Genomic DNA, 23,056 nt, shown 5'->3' on the forward strand with positions numbered 1-23,056 from the left:
GCGCGAGGGCGTACAGTCGTCTCGTCATGATCCTCTTCGAGAACGTCACCAAGAAATACCGGGGCACCGCGAAACCGGCACTCGACGGCATCGACCTCAAGGTCGACCGCGGCGAGTTCGTGTTCATCGTGGGCGCATCCGGTTCTGGGAAATCCAGCTGCTTGCGGTTGATCCTTCGTGAGGATCAGCCGAGTGCCGGGAAGATTCACGTGCTGGGGCAAGACCTCAGCAAGATCTCCTCGCGCAAGGTTCCGTACTTCCGTCGGAACCTCGGAACCGTGTTCCAAGACTTCCGTCTCCTCACGAACAAGACCGTGTACGACAATGTCGCTTTCACCCTTCAGGTGATCGGCAAGTCGCGCGGCTTCATTCAGGAGGCCGTGCCCGACACGCTCGAGATGGTCGGGCTGGCGAACAAGGCGAAGCGCTTTCCGCACGAGCTGTCGGGCGGTGAGCAGCAGCGCGTCGCCATCGCACGTGCGATCGTCAACAAGCCGGCGATCCTGCTCGCCGATGAGCCCACGGGCAACCTCGACCCCGCCACGAGCCTCGGCATCATGCAGTTGCTGCGCGCGATCAACGCCGCCGGTACGACCGTGGTGATGGCGACGCACGAGGCCACCTTCGTGGACATCATGCAGCAGCGCGTCGTCGAGCTCTCGCAGGGCGTCGTGGTGCGTGACGAGGTCGGCGGCGGATACGGCCAGACCGCCTCGATTCCGATTGCAGATCTCTCTGACGCCGGGGTGCAGGTGCTGCGCACCTCTGAGGCCGTCGTGCGCGCCGCGCTCGCCCCCGAACTGATCGGCGACCTGCCGCAGGCCGCCGTCGTGCAGCAGGCGACGGAGCGCGAGCCCAAGCTTGCCGAGGCCGCCGCGAGTGTCGTGGCCGCCGCAGCGAGCACTGAGCCTGCCGAGGTCCCGAGCCCGGATACGCCGGCTGCGCACGACGTCGAACCGACTCCGCCGGTGCGTGAGGCCTCAGTCTTCGAGGAGCCGCACCCGTTCGGGGATGACGACGATCTCGACGAGACCGTGCATGCTCAGGATCGCGGGGGCAAGCGCATCCCGACGTTCCTCGAGCCCGGAAAGCCCTTGGATCCGGTGCAGATGGCCGAGACGGGCAGTCTCGCCGAGCACCTCGGCCTCAAGCGCAAAGACGATGACCAGACGGATGTGGGGCCGGTTCGATGAGGGTGGGACTCGTACTCGGCGAGGTGTGGAGCGGCTTCCGCCGCAACCTCTCCGTGGTGATCTCGGTGGTGCTCGTGACGTTCGTGTCGCTCACGTTCGTCGGTGCCGCCATTCTGATGCAGCTGCAGGTGCAGCAGATGAAGACGTTCTGGTACGACCGCGCCCAGGTCGCGGTGTACCTCTGCACCGATTACGACCAGAGCGCGACCTGCTCGGGTTCGGACGCGGGGGAGGAAGAGATCGCCGCGGTGCAGGCCGCTCTGGACTCGGATACTCTCGCGCCCTACATCGAGGACTCCTTCTTCGTCGATCACGATCAGGCGTATGAGGAGTTCACGAAGCAGTTCGAGGGCAACCCGATCGTCGAGATCACGAAGCCGGAGCAGCTCAACCAGACGTTCTGGATCAAGCTGAAAGACCCGTCGCGTTCCGACATCATCCAGGAGACCTTCGCCGGCATCCCCGGCGTGCAGAGCGTCTCCGATCAGCGAAGCCTGCTCGACCGCATCTTCCTCTTCCTCGGCGCAGCGAGTTACACCGCGATCGCCATTGCGGGTCTGATGCTCATCGCCGCGATGCTGCTGATCTCCACGACGATCCGACTGTCGGCGTACTCTCGGCGCCGTGAAATCGGCATCATGCGTTTGGTCGGTGCGTCGAACCGGTTCATTCAAACCCCCTTCATCTTGGAAGGCATTATCGCGGCGCTCATCGGCGCGGTGCTCGCGAGTGCGGCTTCGGTCGCCATCGTGAAGTTCTTCGTGCAGGGGTTCCTCGTCAGCGAGGTACCGTTCACGAGCTACATCACCGTGGAGCAATCGTTGATCGTGCCCCCGATCCTGATCCTGGTCGGCGTCGTCCTCTCGGCGATCGCGGCGAAGATCGCCATCACGCGATACCTGCGGGTGTAACCGGCGCGGTATGCTGGGAGGTCCGTCCGCGCGAGAAAGGAAGTGCCATGCCCAAGGAGACCGGCGAGAAGCTGATCGCCTCGAACAAGAAGGCTCGGCACGAGTACGAGATTCTCGACACGTACGAGGCGGGCATGGTGCTCACCGGCAGCGAGGTGAAGTCGCTGCGCATGGGGCGCGCGTCGCTTGTCGACGGGTACGTGTTCTTCGAGCACGGTGAAGCCTGGCTCGACGCGGCGTACATCCCCGAGTACCTCAACGGCTCGTGGACGAACCACGCGCCGCGCCGCAAGCGCAAGCTGCTGCTGCACCGGCAGCAGATCGACAAGCTCTCCCAGAAGACGCGCGAGGGCGGCGTGACGGTCGTGCCGTTGCGCCTCTACTTCTTGGATGGCCGCGCGAAAGTCGAGATCGCGCTCGCGCGAGGCAAACGCGAGTACGACAAGCGTCAGACGCTGCGCGAGCAGCAAGACAAGCGCGAAGCCGAGCGCGCCATGCGCCAGCGCAACCGGATGGGCGACTGAGCGACGTGCCGCACGACGCGTCGGCACCGGTCGAGACGGCGCGGCCGTCGGGCCGTGTGCGCAAGTCGGCAGAGGCGCGTCGCGCTGAGATTGTCGAGGAAGCCGCACGAATCGCGTTGACCGGCGGCCTCGAGCGGATCACCCTGCGCGCGGTCGCGGAGCCGCTCGGGGTGCGCCCCGGCTTGATCGGACACTACTTTCCGGCGGTCGATGACCTCGTCGTCGACGCGTTCGTGCTCGCGGTCACTCGCGAGCGCGACTGGCTGTTCGGTTCTGCTGACGCTGATGCGCCACCGCTGACGCGCATGGCGGGATTCGTGCAGCGGGCGGAGAGCCCCGAAGCGCTCGAGCTCTGCCGACTGTGGCTGAATGCGCGGCATCTGGCCCGGTTCATGCCGCGCCTCGCGGCCGTCATCGATGAGCAGGAGACGCTCGACCGTCACCGCATGGTCGAATTGATCGAGTCAGGGGTGGTGAGTGGCGCCTTCACCGCCGCCGACGCCGTCGCCGCGAGTACGCGGATCTACTTGGCCGTTGACGCAGTCGGGGCCTACTCGAATAACGCGCACCCGTTCGATCACCCGTCATCGCGCCATTTCGTCGCCGACGTCGCCGGTTGGTCGCTCGGTATCGATCCGAGTTCGCTGAGCGCTGACGCTGCGACACCGACCGGGGTCGCCGCGCGCACGGCGGGCTGATAAGCTGAATGCTCCGGTGAACGCCGGTTGTGCCGGTGCTCGCACCGGAACTGAAAATTCCACAGCGCATGATGCGAACGTCCCGACCGCACCGGAGTATCCGGTGCACATACGGGGCCGATCGGTTTCGACACGTCGATTTTGAGACTGTGAGAAGCGGGCCGAGGACGCGGAGTTATCTCGTAAACGCCCTTCGCAAACAATAGGTGCAAACGTAAAGCGCACCGACTTCGCTCTCGCTGCCTAAGCACGAGACCGAGTCCGTCAGGTCGGGTGGGCCTCCGCCCCGGTTTCCTGGCGTCATTTAGGAGGCTTGCTGGTGCGTCGCGTTTCAGGGCGTATCGGGACTTTTACTGGAACTGGGCCTGTCGCACGAGGTGTTCGTGACAACGTGCGGGGCCGAGTAGAACGCTTGCACGAACTACGCTCGTAGAAGGCACGGAATCGTCGAAGTGGACCGGGGTTCAATTCCCCGCGGCTCCACCGATACGTTTGCATCATGTGGCGGGGGTGACCCCGTGTGGACACGCAGGCGCGCACTCTCGGGTGCGCGCCTGCGTGCGTTTTCAGGGGGATGCGGTTCGCGTCATGCGAAGAGCGTCTCGCCGATGTAGCCGCCCTCGGCGCAGCCCGGGGGAATCGCGAACACCGCCGAGCCGATCGGCGTGGTCCACTCGTTGAGCAGGTCGAGCTCATCGAGGCGGCGCTGAATCGGCACGAACTGCTTCGTGACGTCGGCCTGGAACGAGACGAACAGCAACCCGCTATCCGAAATCTCGGAGCCGGCTGGTGCGTGGTCGTAGTTGTACGCCCGGCGATAGATCCGCTCGTCGGTGTTCTCCGAACGGGCCCGCCGAATGTGCGAGAACTCGGGGATCACCGGGAACCCGATGCTCGTTTTTGCCGCGAAATCGGGCTCGTCATGCTCGTGCACCCCGGTGAGCGGTGCACCATTCGCGAGCGTGCGCCCAACCGACTGCTCCCGGCCGCTGCGGTCGAGCCGATCCCACTTGTCGAGGTTCATGTGCGTGCGGCGCAGCACGAAGCTCGTGCCGCCGGCGAGCCAGCCCTCGGTGGCCCATACCAGCGCGTCGAAGTCGGCGTCCTGGGGTTTCGGGTTCGACGTTCCGTCGACCTGACCGAACAGATTGCGCATCGTGGTGCCCGGCTGCTCGGAGCCGAGCGCGCGGCGAAACCCGGTCTGGCTCCAACGCACCGACGCGAAACTGCGCGCGTCTTTCAGGAGCATGCGGGTGGCGTGCGCCACGGTGAACGCGTCGTCCGAAGCGATCTGCAGCAGCAGGTCGCCGTCGTTCCAGGCCGGCTCGAGGCGATCGATGGTGAATGCGGGCAGCGGCCCGAGCCACTCGGGGAGGGCGGCTGATCCCGCAGCTCGCGTGACGAATTGCGGGCCGAAGCCGAATGTCACCGTGAGCCGAGCGGGTACCGTGCCGAGCTCGGGCTCGGAGTCGGCGAGTGCGGGATCACCCTGCGTCAGCCGCGCGGCGTCTTCGGTGAGAATCTGCATCATGCGCCGCAGCGCGTCGCGGTCGGAGTCGTCGTGCAGATCGAGCGCGACGAACGTCGCGTGCGCCTGCGGCGTCGTGGCGACTCCCGCCTGGTGCCGGCCATAGAAGTCGATCGTCTGGCCCCCATGGAGTGGCGCCGGAGCATCGAGCGCAGCGCTCGCATCGTGCTGCGGCGATCGGTTCAGCAGCGCATCGGCGCCCACCGCAACAGCGGCGCCGATGCCGGCGACGGCCCCTCCGAAGAGGAGCCCCCGCCGACTCACGCCAGACCGACCGGTTCCGGTCGTCTGATCGGTGCTCATTCGGAGTGACCGCCCATATCGGCGTGCTCATCCATGGTCATGTCCATGTCGTCGCCGCCCTCGTAGTTCTCATTCGCTCCCGCATAATCCTTCGCGGGAACGGTGTACTCGTACGTCGAGTCGTCGGCGAAGGTCAGGGTGAACGTGACCTCGTCACCCGCCTGGAGCGGTTCGGTCAGCCCCATCAGCATGATGTGGTTTCCTCCGGGCTCAAGCGACAGACTCTCACCCGCGGCGATGACGAACCCGCCCGACTTCTCGCGCATGATCATCTCGCCCGCTTCGTTCTCGACGGTCTCGTGCAGTTCGAGTGACGTCGAAGCTTCGGTCGTCGCGGAGACGACGGTGACGTCACTGGAGCCCGTGTTCTCGAGCTCGCCGAACGCAGCCGACATGCCGCTCTCGGCGGCCTTGACCCAACCGTTCTCCATGCTGACCGAGGCGCCGGCGAGGGCGTCGGCCGACGACTGCGTATCCGTGGACGTCGGGCTGCAGCCGGTCAGAGCGATCAGCGCGGCTGCGGTGAGGGCAATGGTCGGGGCGATGGTGGTGCGTGCAAACATAGTGGTGCCTTTCAGCGTGAGGTGAAGATACATGAGTTCGGATCGACGTCAGCGCGACGCATCCGATGAGGGGTGGGGTCGCCGCTTCCTGCGCGACCAGAGCGTGAGCCCGAGGAGAGCGATTGCGGCACCGCCGATCCCGATGATGACCGTGCGCCAGACAGTTCCGGTGTCCGTCGCGCGCGACACGGAGTCAGCCGATGCCTCGGGGGTCTGGATCACTGCCTCGCTCGGAGGCGCCGGAGTGGTGGCCGTCGGATTCGACGGAGCTGCGGAGTTCGAGGTCGGCGCCCCATCTCCGACCGTGAACGGAATGACGCTGCTGATCGGGTGCCCGTCGGACGAGACCACGCGCCAGCGCACCTCGTAGTTCCCGTCGGGCAGGGCGCTATCGACCGGCACGCTCACCTTCGGCCCGTCGAGCTCAGGCGCGGCGTTCACCCACTCGGTGCCATCCTGATCGACGAGCAGCACGACCGCGCCGACGGTGAGCACTCGGTCGGAGAACTCGAGCGAGATCTCCGTCGGAGCCGAGGCGAGGCGCGCCGACTCGGCGGGAGTGCTCGACACCAGCTGATCGTGCGCGAACGCGGGTGCCGCGCTCCCGAACAGGAATGCGGCCGCGACGAGCACGATCGCGCCGATCCGCCTGCGAGCATTCGGGGCCCTGCGCGGGGATCGGCCGCGAAGACGCCATCGGTGTCGTGCGGGGTCAGGAAAACGTGTGGGCGGGGTGCCGGGCATAGCCGTACCTCTCAAAGCGGTGATGAGGGTCATCGAGGGGGTGCAGCTCGAGCGCTCGCGTGCGCGCGGGCGGTATCGAGGTGCCTCCGGGGGCGGGCGCGCAGGGACAGCGTGCAGCCGATTTCGATGCGTCGAATCGGTCGCACGGGTATTGCGCGCACGTCGCAGTCGCCCATGCGCACGACGCGCGTCGCGCCCCGCGTTCAGAGCAGTGCGACGCGCCTCGCGGTGCAGACGGGGCGGTTCAGCAGGAAGCGGTCAGCGCCGGAGGACCACGGCGCGCATGCACCGAGGGATAGACACCGAGCGGCAAGACCACCGCGCTGGAACCGTGGAACGCGGTGGGCCGCGCCACCGACGCAGACGACACGGAAATCTCGGGTGCGACCGGCCGCAGACGAGACAGGCTCGCCACCAGGAGCCGCGCCAGTGCGGCCAACGAGGCAAGTGATGTCTCAGCGCAGGAGAGCGCGACAACGGTGAGGAGACATGCGATGGCGTGCGCAACCCACATTGCGGCACCGGCGTGCCCGAGATGCGCGGTGGTGGCGGTCGACGGGTCGAAGCTCGCCGTGATGGCGTGCACGTGCTTCGGCATCGCCGACGCGGAGGGTGATGCAGTCGTGTTCGTCGCGCCGAGAATGAAGAGCGCGTGGAAGAGGAACTGGCTGACGGCGACGGAGATCGTCAGCCGGGGGAGCGACAGTCTGCGACCGGCGAGCGCGACGCAGACGAGCGTCGAGAGCACCAGCGGTACGACGATACCGAGCACTCCCGGTACCTCGCCGCCACCCGCGACATGCGAGAGCAGTGCGACAAAGGTCGCCAGCGCCGCTGCGGCCGTACCCCGGAGGGCGGCGCTGGCGCGGGCTGACGTCATGCCCCCATTGTGTCAGACGGTTCGCGGTGCGGCACGATCGAGCACGGAGCGAAATGCGCGTGCCGCCGGGCTGGGGTTGAACTCGCTCCACGCGAGATACTCGACGCGCGCGGGCCCGTCGGTGAGCTGAATCTCGCGAATGCCGAGCTCGGAACGGATCGTATTCGGAGGAAGCAGCGCGACCCCGAGTCCCTGCCGCACGAGTTCGAGAGTCAACCCGGTGCTCATCGCCTCATACATCACCGAGCGCTGCACTCCGGCCGCTCGGAACGCGCCGTCGGATTGCGCGCGACCCGGTGTGCCCCGGGGGAAGTCGATGGCCGGCTCATCCGCCAGATCGGCCAGGTCGAGACGCCGCCGCCGTGCGAGCCGATGATCGGGGGCGACGACGGCCACGTGACGTTCGCGGGCGAGCTCTCGAAACGCGACGCCGGTAAGCATGGTGGACTCGGGGAGGCCCAGTATCGCGATGTCGACGGCTCCGGAGGCGATCTCGGAGAGAAACACGTCGCTTCCGCCCACGCGCAGCGACACGGATACCGAGGGATGCAGGTCGCGGAATTCGCGGAGTGCTGCGGGAATGTCGATGCGTGTCGCGGTCGGAATCATACCGATCGCGAGGCTGCCCCGGATCTCGCCGGCAGCGGCGACCGCGTCGGCGGCCGCGCGATCCGCCGCATCGACTGCGGCTCTCGCGGCCGCAACGAATGCTTCGCCGGCGGCCGTCACCTCGACGCGTCGGCTGGTGCGAGCGAAGAGGTCGACACCGACTTCGCGCTCAAGCGCTTTGATCTGGTGGCTCAGTGACGACTGCACCACGAAGCAGCGCTCTGCGGCTCTCGTGAAACTGCGCTCCTCGGAGAGCGCGACCGCGTACCTGAGCTGCTGCAGTTCCATGTATTCATGATTGCAGATCATGAATTCTATGCAACATATGCGTTGGACGCATGGACCTGGTCGCAACGAGACTCAGTGCATGCAGAACATCTCAGCGACGCCCTCACGCTTCGGCTGGACCGCGCTCACCGCGCTCGCCCCAGCGATCTGGGGCTCGACGTACATCGTTACCACCCACCTGCTGCCGCCCGGGCACCCGTTCTTTGCCGCACTCATGCGGGCGCTTCCCGCCGGCCTGATCGCTCTCGCCGTGGCACGCACACTGCCGAAAGGCTCGTGGTGGTGGAAGAGTCTGGTGCTCGGCACGCTCAACATGGGCGCGTTCTTCCCCCTGCTCTTCCTCTCGGCGCAGCATCTGCCCGGAGGCGTCGCGGCGACGCTCGGCGCTGCCCAGCCCATGGTGGTCGCCGTGCTCGCCGTGCTGATCCTGCGCGAACGACTGTCGAGCTGGCGGGTGCTCTGGGGCGTCGTCGGCGTGATCGGCGTGGGGCTCGTCGTTCTCGGCCCAGGGGCCGGTCTCGACGCGATCGGCATCGCAGCCGGGCTCGCTGGCGCCGCCTCGATGGGGACCGGTGTCGTGCTCGCGAAACTCTGGGGGCGCCCGGCCGGAGTCTCGGCGATCGGATTCGCCGGGTGGCAGCTCACCGCGGCGGGCCTCGTGCTGCTCGCACCTGCGCTGCTGATCGACGGCGTACCTGCGGGAGTCGATGGCCCGGCGATCGCCGGGTACCTGTGGCTGGGGCTTGCTGGTGCGCTCGCGAGCTACACGATCTGGATGGCCGGCATTCGGCAATTGCCGGTGACCGCGACGGCGCTGCTGGGCCTGCTCTCGCCACTCGTCGCCGCGCTCCTCGGTGCCGGAATCGCCGGCGAGGCCCTCACCCCGCTGCAGATCGGCGGCTTCGCGCTCGCGCTGCCGGCCATGCTCGCCGGGCAGGTGGCGCCGCGCGCCGTGCAATTGCGCTCCTCCGTTCCGCGCTAGCCTGGCTTCGGGAAGTACCAGCGATACGCCGCAATGATGCGGAGAGAGAAAGGAACGCAGAGGTTCATGCTGCAATCTGTAACTCAGAACACACCGGGGAACGGGCTCGAACGGGCGCTGAGCAATCGGCACATTCAATTGATCGCCATTGGCGGGGCCATTGGTACGGGGCTCTTCATGGGGTCGGGCAAGACCATCTCGGTCGCCGGGCCCTCGGTCGTGCTGGTGTACATGATCATCGGCTTCATGCTCTACTTCGTCATGCGCGCCATGGGGGAGCTGCTGCTCAGCCGCACCCACTACCGCAATTTCGCGGACTTCGCCGGCGACATCTTGGGGCCCGCCGCCGCGTTCTTCGTCGGGTGGACCTACTGGTTCTGCTGGGTGGTCACGGGCGTCGCAGATGTCATCGTCATCGCCTCGGTCTACGTGAAGTACTGGCTGCCGGTGCTGCCGAGCTGGATTCCGGCGGTCGCCATCATCGTGCTGCTGATGCTGCTGAACCTACCCTCGGTGCGCGGGTTCGGTGAGACCGAATTCTGGTTCGCGATGATCAAGATCGTCGCGATCGTGGCGCTCATCGTCGCCGGTATCGTGCTCATCGCGACCGGCTTCACGAACCAGTACACCGACACCCATTCGGGTGGCACCGTCGAAGCCACGGCCTCGTTCGCAAACTTGTTCACGGTCGGCGGCGGGTTCTTCGGCGGCGGATTCATGGGCTTCATCATGGGCTTCCAGATCGCCGTCTTCGCCTTCGTCGGCGTCGAGCTCGTCGGCACGGCGGCCGCCGAAACGAAGAATCCGGAGCACAATCTGCCGAAGGCGATCAATGCCATCCCGATTCGCATCCTGCTCTTCTACGTGGGTTCGCTCGTCATCCTGATGTCTGTGGTGCCCTGGATCGCGTTCAGCAAAGACGAGTCGCCGTTCGTCATGCTCTTCTCGCTCGCGGGGATCGGTGCGGCGGCCCACCTCGTCAACCTCGTCGTGCTGACGTCGGCCGCTTCGTCGGCCAACTCAGGGATCTACTCGACGTCGCGCATGGTCTATACGCTCGCGACGAGCGGTGACGCCCCTCGTCTCTTCGCGAAACTGACGCGCGCAAAGGTGCCGCGCAACGCACTGCTTCTCACGGGAGTGCTGCTGCTGAGTTCGCTCGTGCTGCTGCTTACCGGACTCGACAAATCGACCGGATTCTCGATCGTGACGACGATCTCGTCGCTGTGCTTCATGTTCGTCTGGACCATGATTCTCATCAGCTACCTCGTGTACCGCCGCCGGCGTCCGCAGGATCACGAGCAGAGCCGGTTCAAGATGCCCCTGGGTCGCACGATGCCCTTTGTTGTCATTGCGTTCTTCGTCTTCCTGCTGTGGGCATTCACGCAGGATCCCGATACGCTCGCGGGGCTCATCGCGACACCGGTGTGGTTCCTCGTCGTAGCCATCGGCTACCTGGTGCTGCGCAAGAACCCGGAGCACGCGCGATTGCGCGCCGAGCACGTGGAGAAAGTTGCCGTGGAGCGGCGCGCGGTGGCCGATTGGCAGGCCGGGAAGCGCTGATCCCAGCGAGGTCGGGGCTAGCCGTCGCGGAGCGCATCGACGGGTTCGATGCGCGCGGCTTTGATCGCGGGGTAGCCGCCGGCGGCGAGCCCCACCAGTGCGCCGACGGCGACCCCGACCGGCGCGGCCCAGGGTGCGATGACCGGCGTCCACTGCTGCACGAGGCACACGCCGATCAGGGCAAAGAGCCCGACCACCACACCCATGAGCCCGCCGAGCACACCGGTGGTCAGCGATTCGAGCATGAACTGTTGGGCGATGTCGCGCGTGCGCGCGCCGAGGGCGCGGCGCAGGCCGATCTCTCCGCGTCGCTCGGACACTGAGAGCAGGGTGACATTGGCGATACCGATGCCACCGCCGATGAGCGCGACGATGCCGATCGCGAGGAACAGCACATTGACGTCGGCCTGCACGCCCTGACGCAGCGCGCTCGACGACGACGGTGCGCCGACCGTGAAGCCATCGGGGGAGTTCGGGCTGAGGGCGATCGGAGCCTGGTGCGCGACGACCTCGCCCGCACCTACGGCGATGCGGATGTCGAGGCTCTCGGCGGCGGCGATGCCGAGCTCGTCGCGCGCCGTCGAAATCGGCACAATCACGGAGTCGAGCAGGGGCTTTCGTGTACCCACGGCATCGAGTATGCCGATGACCGTATACGCGTGATCGTCGATGAAGATGGCGGGCTGCCCCGTGACGCGGTTCACTCCGAGCCGCTCAGCAGCTCCCGCGCCCAGCACCGCGACCCGGTCAGCGCGATTGTCGTGGCCGGCGTCGAAAAAGCGGCCGGTCTGCAGCTGGCCGTCGACGGTCTCGAGCAGTTCGGGGGAGGCAGCGACGACGGCGGGGGAGGCCTGCTGCGCGGCGGAAGGATCCTGCACCTGCACAGCGTCGACCTGCGGCGCCCGCGCCGGTTTCGCGACGAGCGCCGCATACTCGACTCCGGCGAGGTCTGAGATCCGCTCCACGGAATCCCACGGGAGTGATGCCGTGGCGCGTTCTTTCCCGTTGGCGGCTTTCGTGGATCCCGGCTCGACGGTCACGCGGGTCGCGGAAAGCGCGTCGAACTGCTGTGCGATCTGGCCCGCGGCGGTCTGCGCGAATCCGATAGTCGCGACGAGCGACGCGATGCCGAGCACGGTGCCGATCAGGGTGATGATGAGGCGCGACGGGCGCGCCCCGACCCCCTCAAGCGTTTCTCGCAGCAGGTCTCGGCCCGAGATTCCGGTGTGCGCTGGTCGCCGCCACGGAACTCGAAGCCGTGCCGCCCAGGCGCTGATGCGCCGCCGCATTATTCGGCCTCCGAAAGCACGCCGTCGTGCATACGGACGCGCCGGTGCGCGGCGGCCGCGACGTGCGCGTCATGAGTGATCATCACAATGGTGAGTCCGTCGGCGCTGAGGTCGGAGAAGAGGCGCAGGATCGCCTGCGAGTTCTCACGGTCGAGGTTGCCGGTGGGCTCGTCTGCGAGCAGCAGGCGCGGCGATGTGCTCACCGCCCGGGCGATGGCGACGCGCTGGCGTTCGCCCCCTGAGAGCGTATTGGGGAAGAAGTCGACGCGATGAGTGAGCCCGACCCGCTCGAGCGCCGCGCGTGCCAGCGGCTCGCGCTCCGCACGGGACAGGCCGGCGTAGGTGCCCGCCAGCATCGTATTCTCGAGCACGGTGCGCGTGGGCATCAGGTGGAACGACTGGAAGACGAAGCCGATAGCGCTGGCGCGGAGAGCGGCGCGGGCGTCTTCTCCCAGGTCGCCGACGTCGATGCCCTCGAAGCGGAAGTCGCCGGTGCTCGGGCGATCCAACAATCCCAGGGTGTTGAGCATGGTCGACTTGCCCGAGCCCGACGGGCCGATGATCGCGAGGTAGTCGCCGCGATCGACGCTGAGCGTGACGCCGCGGAGTGCGTTGACCGGTGGCGGGCCTGGGAAGAATCGCGTGACGTCGTCGAGTGCGATGAGTGGTCCGGTGAAGTCGTGATTACCGGGAGACGCTTCAGTGATCGCGTCGTCGGGCGACGCCACCGAGGTGTCCGCGAACAGGCGCGCGAGCTCGCTCACCGGCCGACCACGACTTTCACGCCCGGCGCGATGCGCCGGTCGTCGCTCGAGATTTCGACGTACCCGTCTGCGGCGAGTCCGGCGGTGACGTCGATGAGTTCGGTCTCGGCATCGGCGCCATGGCGAAGATCGACGAGGAGTTCGACGCGATCCTGCCCGCCCGAGCCCGACGACAGTGCCGCAATGGGCACCGCGAGTACATCGCCGTCGGTGCTCGCCACGGGAACGCGCACGCGCACGTTGGTGCCCCGCAGCGCATCGATCTGGTCGCTCGTAAGGTCGCTCGGGGCGAAGTTCACCGTGTAGCGGGACGAGGTGTCGGCGTCGCCTCCCGACCCGGAGGAGCCTCCGCCGTCGCCGCCGCTGGTCTCGCCGTCACCTCCGTTCGAGGATCCGCCGCTACTGCGCTTCTTGGGGGCTTCGATGCTCGCCACCGTGGCCTGGATGTCGGCGCCATCGGGGCCGGGGAACGTGGCGACGGCGCCCTCCACGAGCAGTTCAGCGTCTTGCGCGGAAATCGTGCCAACAATGGTGAGGGTCGCGCCCGAGACGCTCATGGGTGAACCCGAGAGCACGTCGCCGCGAGACACGGAGACGTCGTCGACGCGTCGCGGCAGGTCGCTGAGGAACAGCACTTCGCTCGACGGAAGCGTGGGCAGCACGCGCTCCTGCGCGGTCGCAAGCTCGCTCTGCGCGTCCGAGAGCAGGTCGTTCGCGGAGGTCACGGCGGCCTGCTCCGCGAGGAGATCGGCGGCAGCGGCTCCGGCTTCGGCGGCCTCGTTCGCCGCGGCACGCGCCTGGTTCAACGCCGACTGCGCTTGCGCGAGCGACACGTTGGCATCCCGCACCGCGCGCTCAGCGCTCTGGAGTGCGTCTGCCGCCTCGTCCCCACCGGTGGCGGGGGCGTACCCGATCTGGTCGTAGACGGCGCCGATCGCGGACGCCGTATCCCATTCGAAGGTGTCGTTGCCGGGGTCACCAGCGGCGTATCCCAGCGCTCCCAGAGCGGCCTTGAGCTGCACGACGTCGGGGCCGCGCATGCCGATGCTCAGACTGCGATACGCGGGGAGTTCTCCGGGGAGCACGATGACCGGTCGCCCGGCGACCTCGAGTGCGATGCTGCCGGACTGGAGCACCGCGCCAACCTCGGGCACGTGCCCGGTGATCACCGGACGATCGCCGGCCGCCCCCGAATCGATGGTGACGGCGACGGCATCGGCGTAGGTGACCTCGCCACGTGTGACGACGGTGTTCTCGATGCTGCGCTCCTCGATAGGCGCGGTGATCGGACCGGCCTCGGGTGCCGCCGTGCGCGCAGCGACCTCGGCCGGGGACACGATGAACTGCATCACGCCGATGCCGATGAGTAATGAACCCACGGCGACACCTGCGATCAGCGCGACGAGGCGAGTGCCCGCCCAGGCTCGCCGTGCACGACCCCCGTGCGGCTGATCCGGTTGGTCGCCCCACTCATTCGCCTGCGCAGGAGGCGCCTCGACACTCTGGGGCGTCTCAGCGATCTCGGAGGCGCGCTCGGCCCCGGCGCGACTGCGGCGCCCGAATCCCCAACCCACGGGCTACTTCTTGACGCCGTACTGGGCGACGAGGGCATCGAGCTCGGCACGGTGCTCGTCGATGAAATCCTGCTCAGCGGCAAACGTGAGCTTCTGCAGCTTCCGGTCGTATTCGACCTGCTTCTTGCACGTCGCGTCAGCGACCGCGACCTCGATCTCGCGTTTCTTGAAGGCGTCCAGCTGCTCCTGGTCGGGCTCAGAGTACTCGTCTTCCCCGCCCCCGGAGTACAGCGCATTGCTCTCCTCCGAAACCTCTTGGGCAGCCGTGTTCGGCGACGTGAACTCATCGACGCCGCGGTCGGCCATGCACGACGCCCACTGCTGATCGAGTTCGGCGACCTCGGGCGAATTCGTCTCTTCGCCGTAGAAGGGTTCGTACACCGTGTTCATCGCTTCGAAGAGTTCCGCGAACTGCGGATCCTCGTACGCCGCCTGCGATCCGCCCTGCTCGTCTTGGATCTCGTGCTGAGCGGCCCCCTGGCACCCGGCGGTCGTCCAGTCGTACTCGTAACTGCCGTCTTCATCGAGCGCGGATTCGTCTTGCGGGCCGTACAGGGTTTCGTAGAAGGCATCGCGCTCGGACTCGCTGAGCGATTCGAGATACGTGCCGTTGGGGTCGACGTACTCTTCCATGTCATCCATCGCCTCATCTCCACCCGGCCAGGAGGTGATGCCGTATCCGTACTGCTCGGCGAACTCGACGGAGCCCCACTCGGGTTCGTCGCCGTCGGTTTCGGAGCTGTACATGACGCTGCCGTTGTTCGTGTTGGGCTGGTACTCGAAACCCTCCTTCGTCATGCACTCGGCAATCAGGGCTTCGGTCTTCGCGTTCTGCTCATCGAGCTTTTCCTGCGTGAATTCGTTCTCGTCGTAGAGCGCCGAGAGGTACTGCTGCAGCGGGCCAACGGCCTCGTCTTCGGATGAAGCATCGGATGCTCCGCCCGTGCACCCGCTCAGTGCCACCGCGGCTGCGAGCGCGAGCGCCGGCGCCAGGATGAAGCGGGTACGTGTTCGGGGAGAAGTAATGCGCGTGTACATGGGAACCTCGGTTTCGGCGTGCCCGGGCAACGATGCCCTTCAGGCGGAATCGATGCTGAATCGAATGTATTTTGGATAATGCCCTTACTTTAAGTGAAGCGCTGGGTGTGCGTTGCATGGATCGCCGCGGTTCCGGGATCGGATGTTGGATACAGGCCTCGCGGTGGCGCGCAGGCGACCGCAACGCAAGCGGATCGCCGCCCGGGTAGGATCGAGGCGTGGAATCGACGCGGGGCGAGCGAACAGGCCGAGGCCTGATCGCTGCGGGTGTCGCAACGTTCGTCGCTGCGTCCTCGCACTCGCTCGCCGACGGGAGCCCGGCCCCGCTGCTCGGCGTTCTGCTCGCGCTCGTCTTCGCGGCCCCGGTGTGCGTTGCGCTCGCCGGTCGATCGCTCTCGTGGGTGCGCCTCGCGAGTGCCGTCGGCGCCAGCCAGTTCGCCTTCCACGGGTTGCTCCTCGTTGGGCTCGGCGAAGGGTCATTCGGGTGGCCGGCATCCGGGGGCGCGCATCTGCATGCGGCCGCAGCGGCGACGATCTCGTCGGGAGCGTCACCCGCGCTCGAGGCGGTTGCGCACACCGCGCACGCCACTCCGGCGATGTGGACCGCGCACGTCTGCGCCGCTGTCATCACGGTGCTCGCGCTCGGGGCAGGGGAGCGAGCGGTCGTCGCGATCCTCGGGCTCGTCCGCCTCGCGCGCGTCTCTGCACTGTTGCGATGGAGCCCGCGAGCACTCGGCGATCCCGAACCCATCCTCCCGACCTGGCGCCTGAGCGCGCCCCGGCTCGCGGTGCTCGCGGTGATGCGTCTGCGAGGGCCGCCCGTCGCGGCGTAACCCTCCCAGCACATCACTCGCGTGACGGCCGATCGCCGCCGCTGAGCACTGCCCGTACCGCGGTATCGCGCGGGGTCCGTGCCTGCGGCCGCCGCCGCGCACCCTCAACATCACCGGAGTTATTCCATGTCTCAGCACACCCGTACCCAGATTCTCGTCCGCACCCTGTCTGGCGTTGCCGCGGGCGCCGTCCTCGCCGTCGCCGCTCCGCTGGCGGCATCGGCTCACGTGACCGTCACCCCTGACCAGGTCGAGTCGGGCGGATGGTCGTACCTGACGTTCCGCGCGCCGACCGAGTCGGAGACGGCGAGCACCACCAAGCTCGAATTCCATCTGCCCGAAGACACCCCGTTCTCGCACGTCTCGTACCAGCCCGTGGCGGGCTGGTCGGCGAAGATCGATGACGAGCAATTGCCGAAGCCGGTCGAGGTGCTCGGCAACACCATCAGCGAGGCCCCGGTGACCGTGACCTACACCGCGGATGGCGCCGGCATCGAACCCGGCCAGGTGCAGATGTTCACACTGTCGGTCGGTCCGATCGCCGACACCGGCCATATCGTCATCCCGGTGACGCAGACCTACAGCGACGGCTCGGTCGTCGAGTGGCAGGCGACCCCTGAAGAAGTCGCGGCTGATGACACGCTGGAGCCGGCCCCCGTGCTCTGGGTGAACGATGCCCCGCCGGCCGACGATCACCACGCGAGCGGTGCCGCAGCGGGCGACCACGACACGGCAGCCACTGAAACGGCGACCGCAGCGGCGTCGGATTCGAGCGGAGTGACGCTCGGTCTGAGCATCGCCGCGCTCGTGATCGCTGCCGGAGGCGCCCTGCTCGGTGCCCTCGCTCTGGCGCGCACCCGCAAGGCGTCGGCGTGACGCTCGCGCATCGCATTCGGCTCGCAGCGGCGGGCGCGCTCGTCGCGCTCGTCGCGGTGCCCGTGGCGGCGACCGCCGCGTTCGCGCACGACAGTCTCGTGAGCGCGGACCCGCTCGCGGGCACTACCGTTGAGTCGCTCGACAGCATCACCCTGCAATTCAACAACTCGCCGCTCGGTCTCGACGGCAGCAATCTGGTGCAGGTGATCGGCCCCGACGGGAAGTACTACGAGACCGGGTGCCCCACACTCGCCGGCCCCGTCGTCACCGCTCCCATCGCGTTGGGTGCAGCGGGCGAGTATCAGGTCGAATGGCGGGTGGTCTCGTCTGATGGGCATCCCATTTCCGAGGAGTACACCTTCACCTACGCGCCGCAGGCGGGGGCCGAGGCCTCCGCGGGGTCTGAGACGCCGCAGTGCGGCACGGCCGTCGGATCGCCAGGCGATGCGGCGAACTCTACCTCCGCCAGCGGTGACACCGCCGACGAGCGCGTCGCCGAAACCCGGAGCCCCGTGAGCGGGCTCGGCATCGGCATCGGGGTCGGTGGGTTCGCCGTCATTGCGATTGCGGCTGCGGCCTGGTTCATCCTTCGGAAGCCGCGCGGCGAGTAGCGGCTGAGAGCGACGCGTGCTGACGCCCAGTCGAGAAGCCTGGAGCGCCGCCGCAGGGCGCGGAGTGAGCCGGGCGGTGCCGACCAGCGCCGCCCGGCTTACTCGTGCGCGTCGTCAGCAGTTGCCCACTCGGGGAACGGGTCGGGGAGTGCGAGCCACGCATCGGGCCCGGCCTCGAACTCGGCGTCGGTGAGCGCGGCCTCGTCGAGCGCGGAGCCGAGCCCGTCCCGGTCGAGGTCGATGCCGATGAATGCGAGGTCTTGGCCGATCGCGAGCAGCTCGGCGTCGATGCTGACTCCGCTGCCGAGCGGTTCGAACGAGATGACGCGCCCGACATGATCCCAGCTCGCGACGGTGGCAGGTCGGGTGGCCAGCCGACAGAACCCTGCGGAGCGCGCGACCGTGCCGAATTCGCCCGGTTCGATGCGCTGGTCGAGTACCCGTTGCAGACGCCCGGGGTGCAGGGGTCGCTCGTGCGTGTAGCGGAAGCCGCTGACGCGCGGGTCGGTCATGTGCGGATCGAATTCGCTGTTGAGAAGCGCGATCCACCCCGCGCCGTCCTGCCCAGATTCGAGGGCATGCGTCGCCCCACCGGCAATTGATGCCGCCCTGCCATCGAGGGAATCGCCTCCCTGCTGGAGACTGAGTCGTGCTCGAGGCGCCAGATGATTCGCGAGAGCCATGAGCGTGGAGAGATCGGGCGTCGAGAGTGCTTCCCAATTCACGAGCACGATGTGCGAGGCGAACTCGACCTGCGTGACCAGCAGTTCGGAGCGCGCAACGTGCAGTGCGCTGCCTCGCGCACGCACGTAGTCGTCGCGCATCAGGTCGGTGAGGAGGTGACTGGCGTCGACGACGCAGACGACGCGGGTGAGGCGCAGATCGTCGGGCTCCGATGAAAACGCGCCGATGATCTCGGTGGCGCGGATGTCGGCGGGCAACTCGACGACGACGCTGCCTCCGGAACCTGCCCAGGGGGCGAGCGCGATGGCTTCGCGAATTGGATCGATGGCGACCGCGAGGCGAGCGGCTGACAGGAGCATGGCGCGATCGCGCTCGGCCACGCGTGAGGCGTAGGCGCGGCGCTCGGGCACGCAGGCGCCGACGATGGCGATGACATTGATGTGGTGCTCGGTCACATGAGCCTCCGGAGGGGTGTGGGACGGCGGTACTGGGTTTTGTCTCTACTATAATGATAATTCTTATCAATAAGGATCGGAGAATCGCACATGAAAGTACGCGCGTCACTGAAGTCGCTCAAGCAGCAACCGGGGGCTCAGGTCGTACGGCGGCGCGGCCGGGTGTATGTCATCAACAAGCAGAACCCCCGGTTCAAGGGGCGTCAGGGCTGATTCAGGCCTCCGGGCTCAGCGGCACCAGTCGCTGAGCCCGCCAATCACCGAGCGCACGGTCTCGCCGGTCGTGAGGCGCACGTAGTTCGTCGTCGTATGCGAGTACCCACCCGTGACCGGCACCCCATCGGGCTCTCCCTCGCGCGACACCGCCTCAACCGCGGCGAATTCGCCGTTCGGGGAGACGCAGACCCGCCCCACGCCCGTATCGCCGGCGGCGGGGGTGTATACGGGTATGCCGTCGAGCGGTTCGAGGTCTCCAGGGTCGGCGGTGGCAGTGGCGGCACCGTCGTTCGTGAGGCGAAGCAACTGCCCGCCCGACGCGAGGCTGCCGTTGCCGAGCAGCGACCCCGCCGATCGTGGATCGACCAGCACCGCATCTGTCGCGAGGTCGACACTCTGGCTGCCCACTGGTGCGGCGGACGAGGCTCCAGTGCGCACGAGCGCGCTGTGCGTGTCGAGCGGAAGCGTGGCCTTCGGATCGCCCGTGCCGTGATCGAGCGGGGTTGCCGGCGGTGCGCCCGCGAACGTTCCGGTCACAATGCTCGAGAGGTCCAGGAGTACGTCGCCCGTCGCCGTCGCTACCGCGAGGCTCGTGCTCCCGGGTGCGAAGCCGAGAAGGTCGCCGGAGACGCCCAGATCGAAGCTGCGCGGCGTCGGAGCCGCCTCCCAGCCGTGGAGGCGCCCATCGGGGGTCTGGAAGACGAGCGAGGTGGTGCCGGGAATGAACCGCCAGTCGCGAACCGGCAGTGCGACCCCGGCGTCGTCGGTCACCGTCGACACGATGATGGCTTGTGGATCGATGACGAGGAGCGTGCGGTCGTAGTGCGTGCCGTCTTCGCCGACGCCGGATCCGACCACCCCCAGAACCCCGCCGTCGGGTTCGCTGCGCAACTGGCCGAGGTCCGCAAGGCCCATGATGCGGAACGGTTGGTCGCTCGCGCCGCCTCCAGGGTTCGCGTGCGGTCCGTGGACGGCGAGTTCTGCGCTTCCGGTGTCATCGCGGGTGATGACCGCGAGACCGGTGGTGACCTGCGCATACTCCTGGATGTGCGGCGCGGTGAATGCGGTGCGCGTGGCCGCGGCATCGTGCACGCGGTGCTCGAGCAGTCGATCCTCGGTATCTCCGCGTACCAGCGTGTACGTGAGTGGATCCGGGGTGCGAAATGCTGCCTCGACGGTGCCTGAGCTCCCCGTCGCCATTCCGGTGACGGACGCCGAGATGCGGTACTCCGTGTCGGTCTGGAGCATGCCGGCGAATCGCAGCGTGACGGTACCGCCATTCGTTGAGACCTCGAACGGGGCTGCGGGCGTCACGGACACGGCGGCAGCCTCCACCTCAGTGACCGGTTGACTGAGGTGCAGCTGTACCCGTTGGGCGGTGCGCGACACCAGCAAATCGGTGTTGGCATCGGTCGACTGCAGTCGCGGTGCTTGGAGGAGGTTGGCGATCGCGAGACCCGACGCGAGCAGCACCAGGATCGCGAACACCGCGATCACGGTGACGCGAGCGCGCCGGCGTGCACCGGCTTCGAGGCTTCGTTCAGTAGACATACGGATCATCCGGCTCTGCGATCGCGGTCACCGAGTAGGGGCGCAGCACGACCGGCTGGTCGCTCGTGACATCGGGGTTCGGCACGAACGCACCCTCGACCTCGACCCACGACCCGGCCGGGTGATCCTGCGACCACCCGGGTGCGAGCACCGGTACGCCGAGCGGCTGGGCGTCGACGGCGCAACACGACACGACAAAGCGTGAGGCGTAGAACAGGTCAGATTGCGAATCGGGGCCGGCGAGCACGAACCCGATGAATCGTGCGGTGCGCCCCTCGGCCTCGGCGCCGCCGTTCTGACGCAGCAGCATGGCCCAGTCGCGAGCATCCCGATCTTCATCGGCGGCGTTCATATCGGCGATGCCGCCACCTCCGCCCGCGTTGACCTCCCGCTGCTGTGCGGTCGCCGCCGAGAGCGTGGTGGGTGGAGCGATGAGCAGTGCGGCGGCGGTACCGCCCACCAGCAGTGCGGCACCGGCGATGTGTATGAGGCGGCGTGCGGTGCGGCGGGGCGCTGGGGCTGCGGGATCGCCGTGCGCGTGCGGCTCATCGTGCGCTGGCCCGTGCTCGTGCTCGTGCTGATCTCGTGCCCGCCGCACCACGGGTACGGCGGCGATGAGGGCGATCGCGGCGATGGCGCTCAGCGACACGGTGAACCACAGGTAGCGGGGGTGCACGTACCAACTCAATCGCCCAGTGGCGGCGAGCCAGACCACGGCGGCGATCCCGATGCCGCTGAGGAGCAGACCGCGCCAGTACTTCGCGAAGCGATCAGGCGACAAGGTTGAGCCCCCATCCGATGACGAGGCAGCAGAGGGCGACCAGCGCGGTCACGAGAACCAGCGTGCGCGCCGTGAACGTGGTGCGCAGCAGAGCCAGCATTTTGACGTCCATCATTGCTCCGAAGAGGAGAAATGCGACGATGCTGCCGGGCAGGAACGTGGCGCTCAGCGAAAGGATGAAAAACGCATCCACGCTTGAGCAGATCGCGATGACGAATGCCAGAAGCATGAGCGCGAGCACCGACCAGAGCGGGTGCGCGCCGAGGGTGACGAGGAGGTCGCGCGGAGCGCCGACCTGAATCGCGCCGGCGATCGCCGAGCCGATGATGAGCGCAGGCATGAGTGCGCTGGTCTCTTCTGCGATACCGAGGAGACTGCGCTGCCAGCGGCTGCCGCTCTGGTGTTCGTCGGCGTGCTCGCAGTGCGCCCTGAACTCGCGTGTCAGTGCGGTCGCGGGGTTCGATGAGCGGCTGAGAAGCCACCCCGCGAGGTTCGCAATGACGAACCCGCCGATGATGCGGGCGGCGAGAATGCCGTCGCTCCAGCCGAAGGCCTGATAGGTCGTGATGATCGTGACCGGGTTGAGCACGGGGGCGGCGAGGAGAAAGGTGACGGCTTCCGGCACCGAGAATCCGCGCAGCATGAGCCCGCGGGCCAGGGGCACGTTACCGCACTCGCACACCGGGAGCAGGATGCCTGTCACCGAGAGGACGGCTCGCCGCAGCGCTGGCCTGCGGGGGAGGAGGCGGTCAATGAGACGCTGCGGTACCCACACCTGCACCGCGGTCGAGAGCAGGATGCCGAGGAACACGAACGGCAGCGACTCGATAAACACGCTGAGCGCGAGTGTCACGAAGTCGGCCACCGCGGTGGGCAGTGCGAGGGCGGCCCCGGCTCGATCGGTCAGCGCACGGACGCCGATCGCTGCGAGCAGCGCGGCGACTGCGATGGCAATGGGAACGGCGTTGCGCGGACGCGTGGCGGTCACCTGCAAGCCGCCTCCATACTTTCCGAGCGCATCGGTATGGTTATACCGCGAGTCCCGGGAGATCGATAATCGTTCTCAGTATAAGTGGCCTACGAGCGCCCTGCGGCACGGCACTCCGCACAGATGCCGAAGACCTCGAGCGTGTGCGAATGGATCTCGAAATCGTGCGTGCGCGCCACCGACGTGAACCACGCTTCATCAGGAGGCTCGATCTCGATCGTCGTACCGCAGCTCGTGCACACCATGTGGTGGTGATGCGTCTGCGGGTCATCGCACGCCCGGTACAGCTGGCCATCGGGAGTCGAAATCGCGTCGGCCTCCTGATTGTCGACCAGCGTATTCAACTGTCGGTACACCGTGGCGATACCGATCTTCAGGCCGTCGTCGGCGAGGCGACGATGGAGCTCCTGTGCTGAGATGAATCCGGCCATGGATTCGAGCGCCGTGCGCACCGCAGTTCCCTGCGTGGTGCGCCGGGTGCGAATGGTCGTCACGGTGAAACTCCCGGGGGTCGTTGGTCGTCTCCGATGCTAGCAGCGGCGTGTCGAGCGCGGGTGACGCCGCCAGCGAACGAAGACGGCGTGCGGAAATGGTTGGAGTCCGCCTGCGC

At 67.4% G+C, this 23,056-nt stretch carries 24 protein-coding genes and 1 other RNA gene; 11 read left to right on the plus strand and 14 right to left on the minus strand.

Annotation, left to right across the window (positions count from 1 at the left end):
• Positions 1 to 26: 26 nt before the first annotated feature.
• From ftsE to ssrA, 5 genes are all read left to right on the plus strand, one after another.
• Complete coding sequence (gene ftsE, locus AMS67_RS14475) at positions 27 to 1,193, plus strand: cell division ATP-binding protein FtsE (protein ID WP_053388009.1); 1,167 nt, start codon at positions 27 to 29, stop codon at positions 1,191 to 1,193.
• Entirely contained in the window at positions 1,190 to 2,104 is a 915-nt protein-coding gene (gene ftsX / locus AMS67_RS14480; protein ID WP_053353485.1) for a permease-like cell division protein FtsX, read from the plus strand. Before ftsE ends, ftsX begins: the two co-directional genes overlap by 4 nt.
• A gap of 47 nt (positions 2,105 to 2,151) precedes the next feature.
• On the plus strand, positions 2,152 to 2,628 hold the full coding sequence (gene smpB, locus AMS67_RS14485; RefSeq protein WP_053353484.1) for an SsrA-binding protein SmpB: 477 nt from the start codon (positions 2,152 to 2,154) through the stop codon (positions 2,626 to 2,628).
• A gap of 5 nt (positions 2,629 to 2,633) precedes the next feature.
• Positions 2,634 to 3,326, plus strand: coding sequence for a TetR/AcrR family transcriptional regulator (locus AMS67_RS14490; RefSeq protein WP_053388010.1), 693 nt, complete (start codon positions 2,634 to 2,636; stop codon positions 3,324 to 3,326).
• A 113-nt stretch (positions 3,327 to 3,439) separates the two neighbouring features.
• Positions 3,440 to 3,812: a transfer-messenger RNA gene (gene ssrA / locus AMS67_RS16965) on the plus strand.
• Positions 3,813 to 3,912: 100 nt separating this feature from the next.
• Here ssrA and AMS67_RS14495 read toward each other — a convergent pair.
• From AMS67_RS14495 to AMS67_RS14515, 5 genes are all read right to left on the minus strand, one after another.
• Positions 3,913 to 5,157: a Dyp-type peroxidase gene (locus tag AMS67_RS14495; protein ID WP_053388011.1), complete on the minus strand. Its 1,245-nt coding sequence runs from the start codon at positions 5,155 to 5,157 to the stop codon at positions 3,913 to 3,915.
• A complete protein-coding gene (locus tag AMS67_RS14500) occupies positions 5,154 to 5,720 on the minus strand; it encodes a copper chaperone PCu(A)C (RefSeq protein ID WP_053388318.1) in 567 nt (188 codons plus the stop codon). Before AMS67_RS14500 ends, AMS67_RS14495 begins: the two co-directional genes overlap by 4 nt.
• Before the next feature lie 48 nt (positions 5,721 to 5,768).
• The gene (locus tag AMS67_RS14505; RefSeq protein ID WP_053388012.1) at positions 5,769 to 6,353 is read right to left on the minus strand and encodes a copper resistance CopC family protein; all 585 of its coding nucleotides are present in this window, start codon (positions 6,351 to 6,353) and stop codon (positions 5,769 to 5,771) included.
• Between the two features lie 355 nt (positions 6,354 to 6,708).
• Positions 6,709 to 7,344 carry a hypothetical protein gene (locus tag AMS67_RS14510; protein WP_053388013.1) on the minus strand — a complete coding sequence of 212 codons (636 nt, stop codon included), beginning with the start codon at positions 7,342 to 7,344 and terminating at the stop codon, positions 6,709 to 6,711.
• Positions 7,345 to 7,356: 12 nt separating this feature from the next.
• Positions 7,357 to 8,241 (minus strand): LysR family transcriptional regulator, encoded by an 885-nt coding sequence (locus tag AMS67_RS14515; RefSeq protein WP_053388014.1) that lies wholly within the window; start codon positions 8,239 to 8,241, stop codon positions 7,357 to 7,359.
• Between the two features lie 79 nt (positions 8,242 to 8,320).
• Here AMS67_RS14515 and AMS67_RS14520 point away from each other — a divergent pair, with 79 nt between their 5' ends.
• Both AMS67_RS14520 and AMS67_RS14525 read left to right on the plus strand, forming a co-directional pair.
• On the plus strand, positions 8,321 to 9,223 hold the full coding sequence (locus tag AMS67_RS14520) for an EamA family transporter (protein WP_053388015.1): 903 nt from the start codon (positions 8,321 to 8,323) through the stop codon (positions 9,221 to 9,223).
• A 66-nt stretch (positions 9,224 to 9,289) separates the two neighbouring features.
• Positions 9,290 to 10,786 carry an amino acid permease gene (locus tag AMS67_RS14525; RefSeq protein ID WP_053388016.1) on the plus strand — a complete coding sequence of 499 codons (1,497 nt, stop codon included), beginning with the start codon at positions 9,290 to 9,292 and terminating at the stop codon, positions 10,784 to 10,786.
• A gap of 17 nt (positions 10,787 to 10,803) precedes the next feature.
• Here the strand turns inward: AMS67_RS14525 and AMS67_RS14530 are convergent, their stop codons facing one another.
• From AMS67_RS14530 to AMS67_RS14545, 4 genes are read right to left on the minus strand one after another with little or no spacing between them, the layout of a single operon-like run.
• The gene (locus AMS67_RS14530; protein WP_082305544.1) at positions 10,804 to 12,075 is read right to left on the minus strand and encodes an ABC transporter permease; all 1,272 of its coding nucleotides are present in this window, start codon (positions 12,073 to 12,075) and stop codon (positions 10,804 to 10,806) included.
• Entirely contained in the window at positions 12,075 to 12,782 is a 708-nt protein-coding gene (locus AMS67_RS14535) for an ABC transporter ATP-binding protein (protein WP_053388320.1), read from the minus strand. The genes AMS67_RS14530 and AMS67_RS14535 overlap by 1 nt, the downstream gene beginning before the upstream one ends.
• A gap of 53 nt (positions 12,783 to 12,835) precedes the next feature.
• Entirely contained in the window at positions 12,836 to 14,413 is a 1,578-nt protein-coding gene (locus tag AMS67_RS14540) for a hypothetical protein (RefSeq protein WP_241488100.1), read from the minus strand.
• A gap of 3 nt (positions 14,414 to 14,416) precedes the next feature.
• Positions 14,417 to 15,451 carry a hypothetical protein gene (locus AMS67_RS14545; RefSeq protein ID WP_053388017.1) on the minus strand — a complete coding sequence of 345 codons (1,035 nt, stop codon included), beginning with the start codon at positions 15,449 to 15,451 and terminating at the stop codon, positions 14,417 to 14,419.
• 218 nt (positions 15,452 to 15,669) lie between these two features.
• On the opposite strand from AMS67_RS14545, the gene AMS67_RS14550 reads away from it, so the two are divergent.
• The 3 genes from AMS67_RS14550 (at position 15,670) to AMS67_RS14560 (ending at position 17,771) form a co-directional block, all read left to right on the plus strand.
• Positions 15,670 to 16,284, plus strand: coding sequence for a hypothetical protein (locus tag AMS67_RS14550; protein WP_053388018.1), 615 nt, complete (start codon positions 15,670 to 15,672; stop codon positions 16,282 to 16,284).
• A 126-nt stretch (positions 16,285 to 16,410) separates the two neighbouring features.
• Positions 16,411 to 17,160, plus strand: coding sequence for a YcnI family copper-binding membrane protein (locus AMS67_RS14555; protein ID WP_053388019.1), 750 nt, complete (start codon positions 16,411 to 16,413; stop codon positions 17,158 to 17,160).
• Positions 17,157 to 17,771 (plus strand): copper resistance CopC family protein, encoded by a 615-nt coding sequence (locus tag AMS67_RS14560; protein WP_053388020.1) that lies wholly within the window; start codon positions 17,157 to 17,159, stop codon positions 17,769 to 17,771. The genes AMS67_RS14555 and AMS67_RS14560 overlap by 4 nt, the downstream gene beginning before the upstream one ends.
• A gap of 98 nt (positions 17,772 to 17,869) precedes the next feature.
• Here AMS67_RS14560 and AMS67_RS14565 read toward each other — a convergent pair whose 3' ends face one another.
• On the minus strand, positions 17,870 to 18,910 hold the full coding sequence (locus AMS67_RS14565) for a GTP-binding protein (RefSeq protein WP_241488101.1): 1,041 nt from the start codon (positions 18,908 to 18,910) through the stop codon (positions 17,870 to 17,872).
• A gap of 90 nt (positions 18,911 to 19,000) precedes the next feature.
• Here AMS67_RS14565 and ykgO point away from each other — a divergent pair, with 90 nt between their 5' ends.
• Positions 19,001 to 19,123: a type B 50S ribosomal protein L36 gene (ykgO, locus tag AMS67_RS14570; RefSeq protein ID WP_053388021.1), complete on the plus strand. Its 123-nt coding sequence runs from the start codon at positions 19,001 to 19,003 to the stop codon at positions 19,121 to 19,123.
• Between the two features lie 15 nt (positions 19,124 to 19,138).
• Here ykgO and AMS67_RS14575 read toward each other — a convergent pair whose 3' ends face one another.
• The 4 genes from AMS67_RS14575 to AMS67_RS14590 all read right to left on the minus strand — a co-directional run bounded on the left by AMS67_RS14575 (position 19,139) and on the right by AMS67_RS14590 (position 22,940).
• Positions 19,139 to 20,677: a hypothetical protein gene (locus AMS67_RS14575; RefSeq protein WP_053388022.1), complete on the minus strand. Its 1,539-nt coding sequence runs from the start codon at positions 20,675 to 20,677 to the stop codon at positions 19,139 to 19,141.
• Entirely contained in the window at positions 20,667 to 21,458 is a 792-nt protein-coding gene (locus AMS67_RS14580) for a TIGR03943 family putative permease subunit (protein ID WP_053388023.1), read from the minus strand. The genes AMS67_RS14575 and AMS67_RS14580 overlap by 11 nt, the downstream gene beginning before the upstream one ends.
• Complete coding sequence (locus tag AMS67_RS14585) at positions 21,448 to 22,446, minus strand: permease (protein ID WP_241488102.1); 999 nt, start codon at positions 22,444 to 22,446, stop codon at positions 21,448 to 21,450. The genes AMS67_RS14580 and AMS67_RS14585 overlap by 11 nt, the downstream gene beginning before the upstream one ends.
• 89 nt (positions 22,447 to 22,535) lie before the next feature.
• On the minus strand, positions 22,536 to 22,940 hold the full coding sequence (locus AMS67_RS14590; protein WP_053388025.1) for a Fur family transcriptional regulator: 405 nt from the start codon (positions 22,938 to 22,940) through the stop codon (positions 22,536 to 22,538).
• Between the last annotated feature and the right edge of the window lie 116 nt (positions 22,941 to 23,056).

Origin of the sequence: Leucobacter japonicus (assembly GCF_001273855.1) — a bacterium.
In the GTDB taxonomy this organism is placed as follows: Bacteria; Actinomycetota; Actinomycetes; order Actinomycetales; family Microbacteriaceae; genus Leucobacter; species Leucobacter japonicus.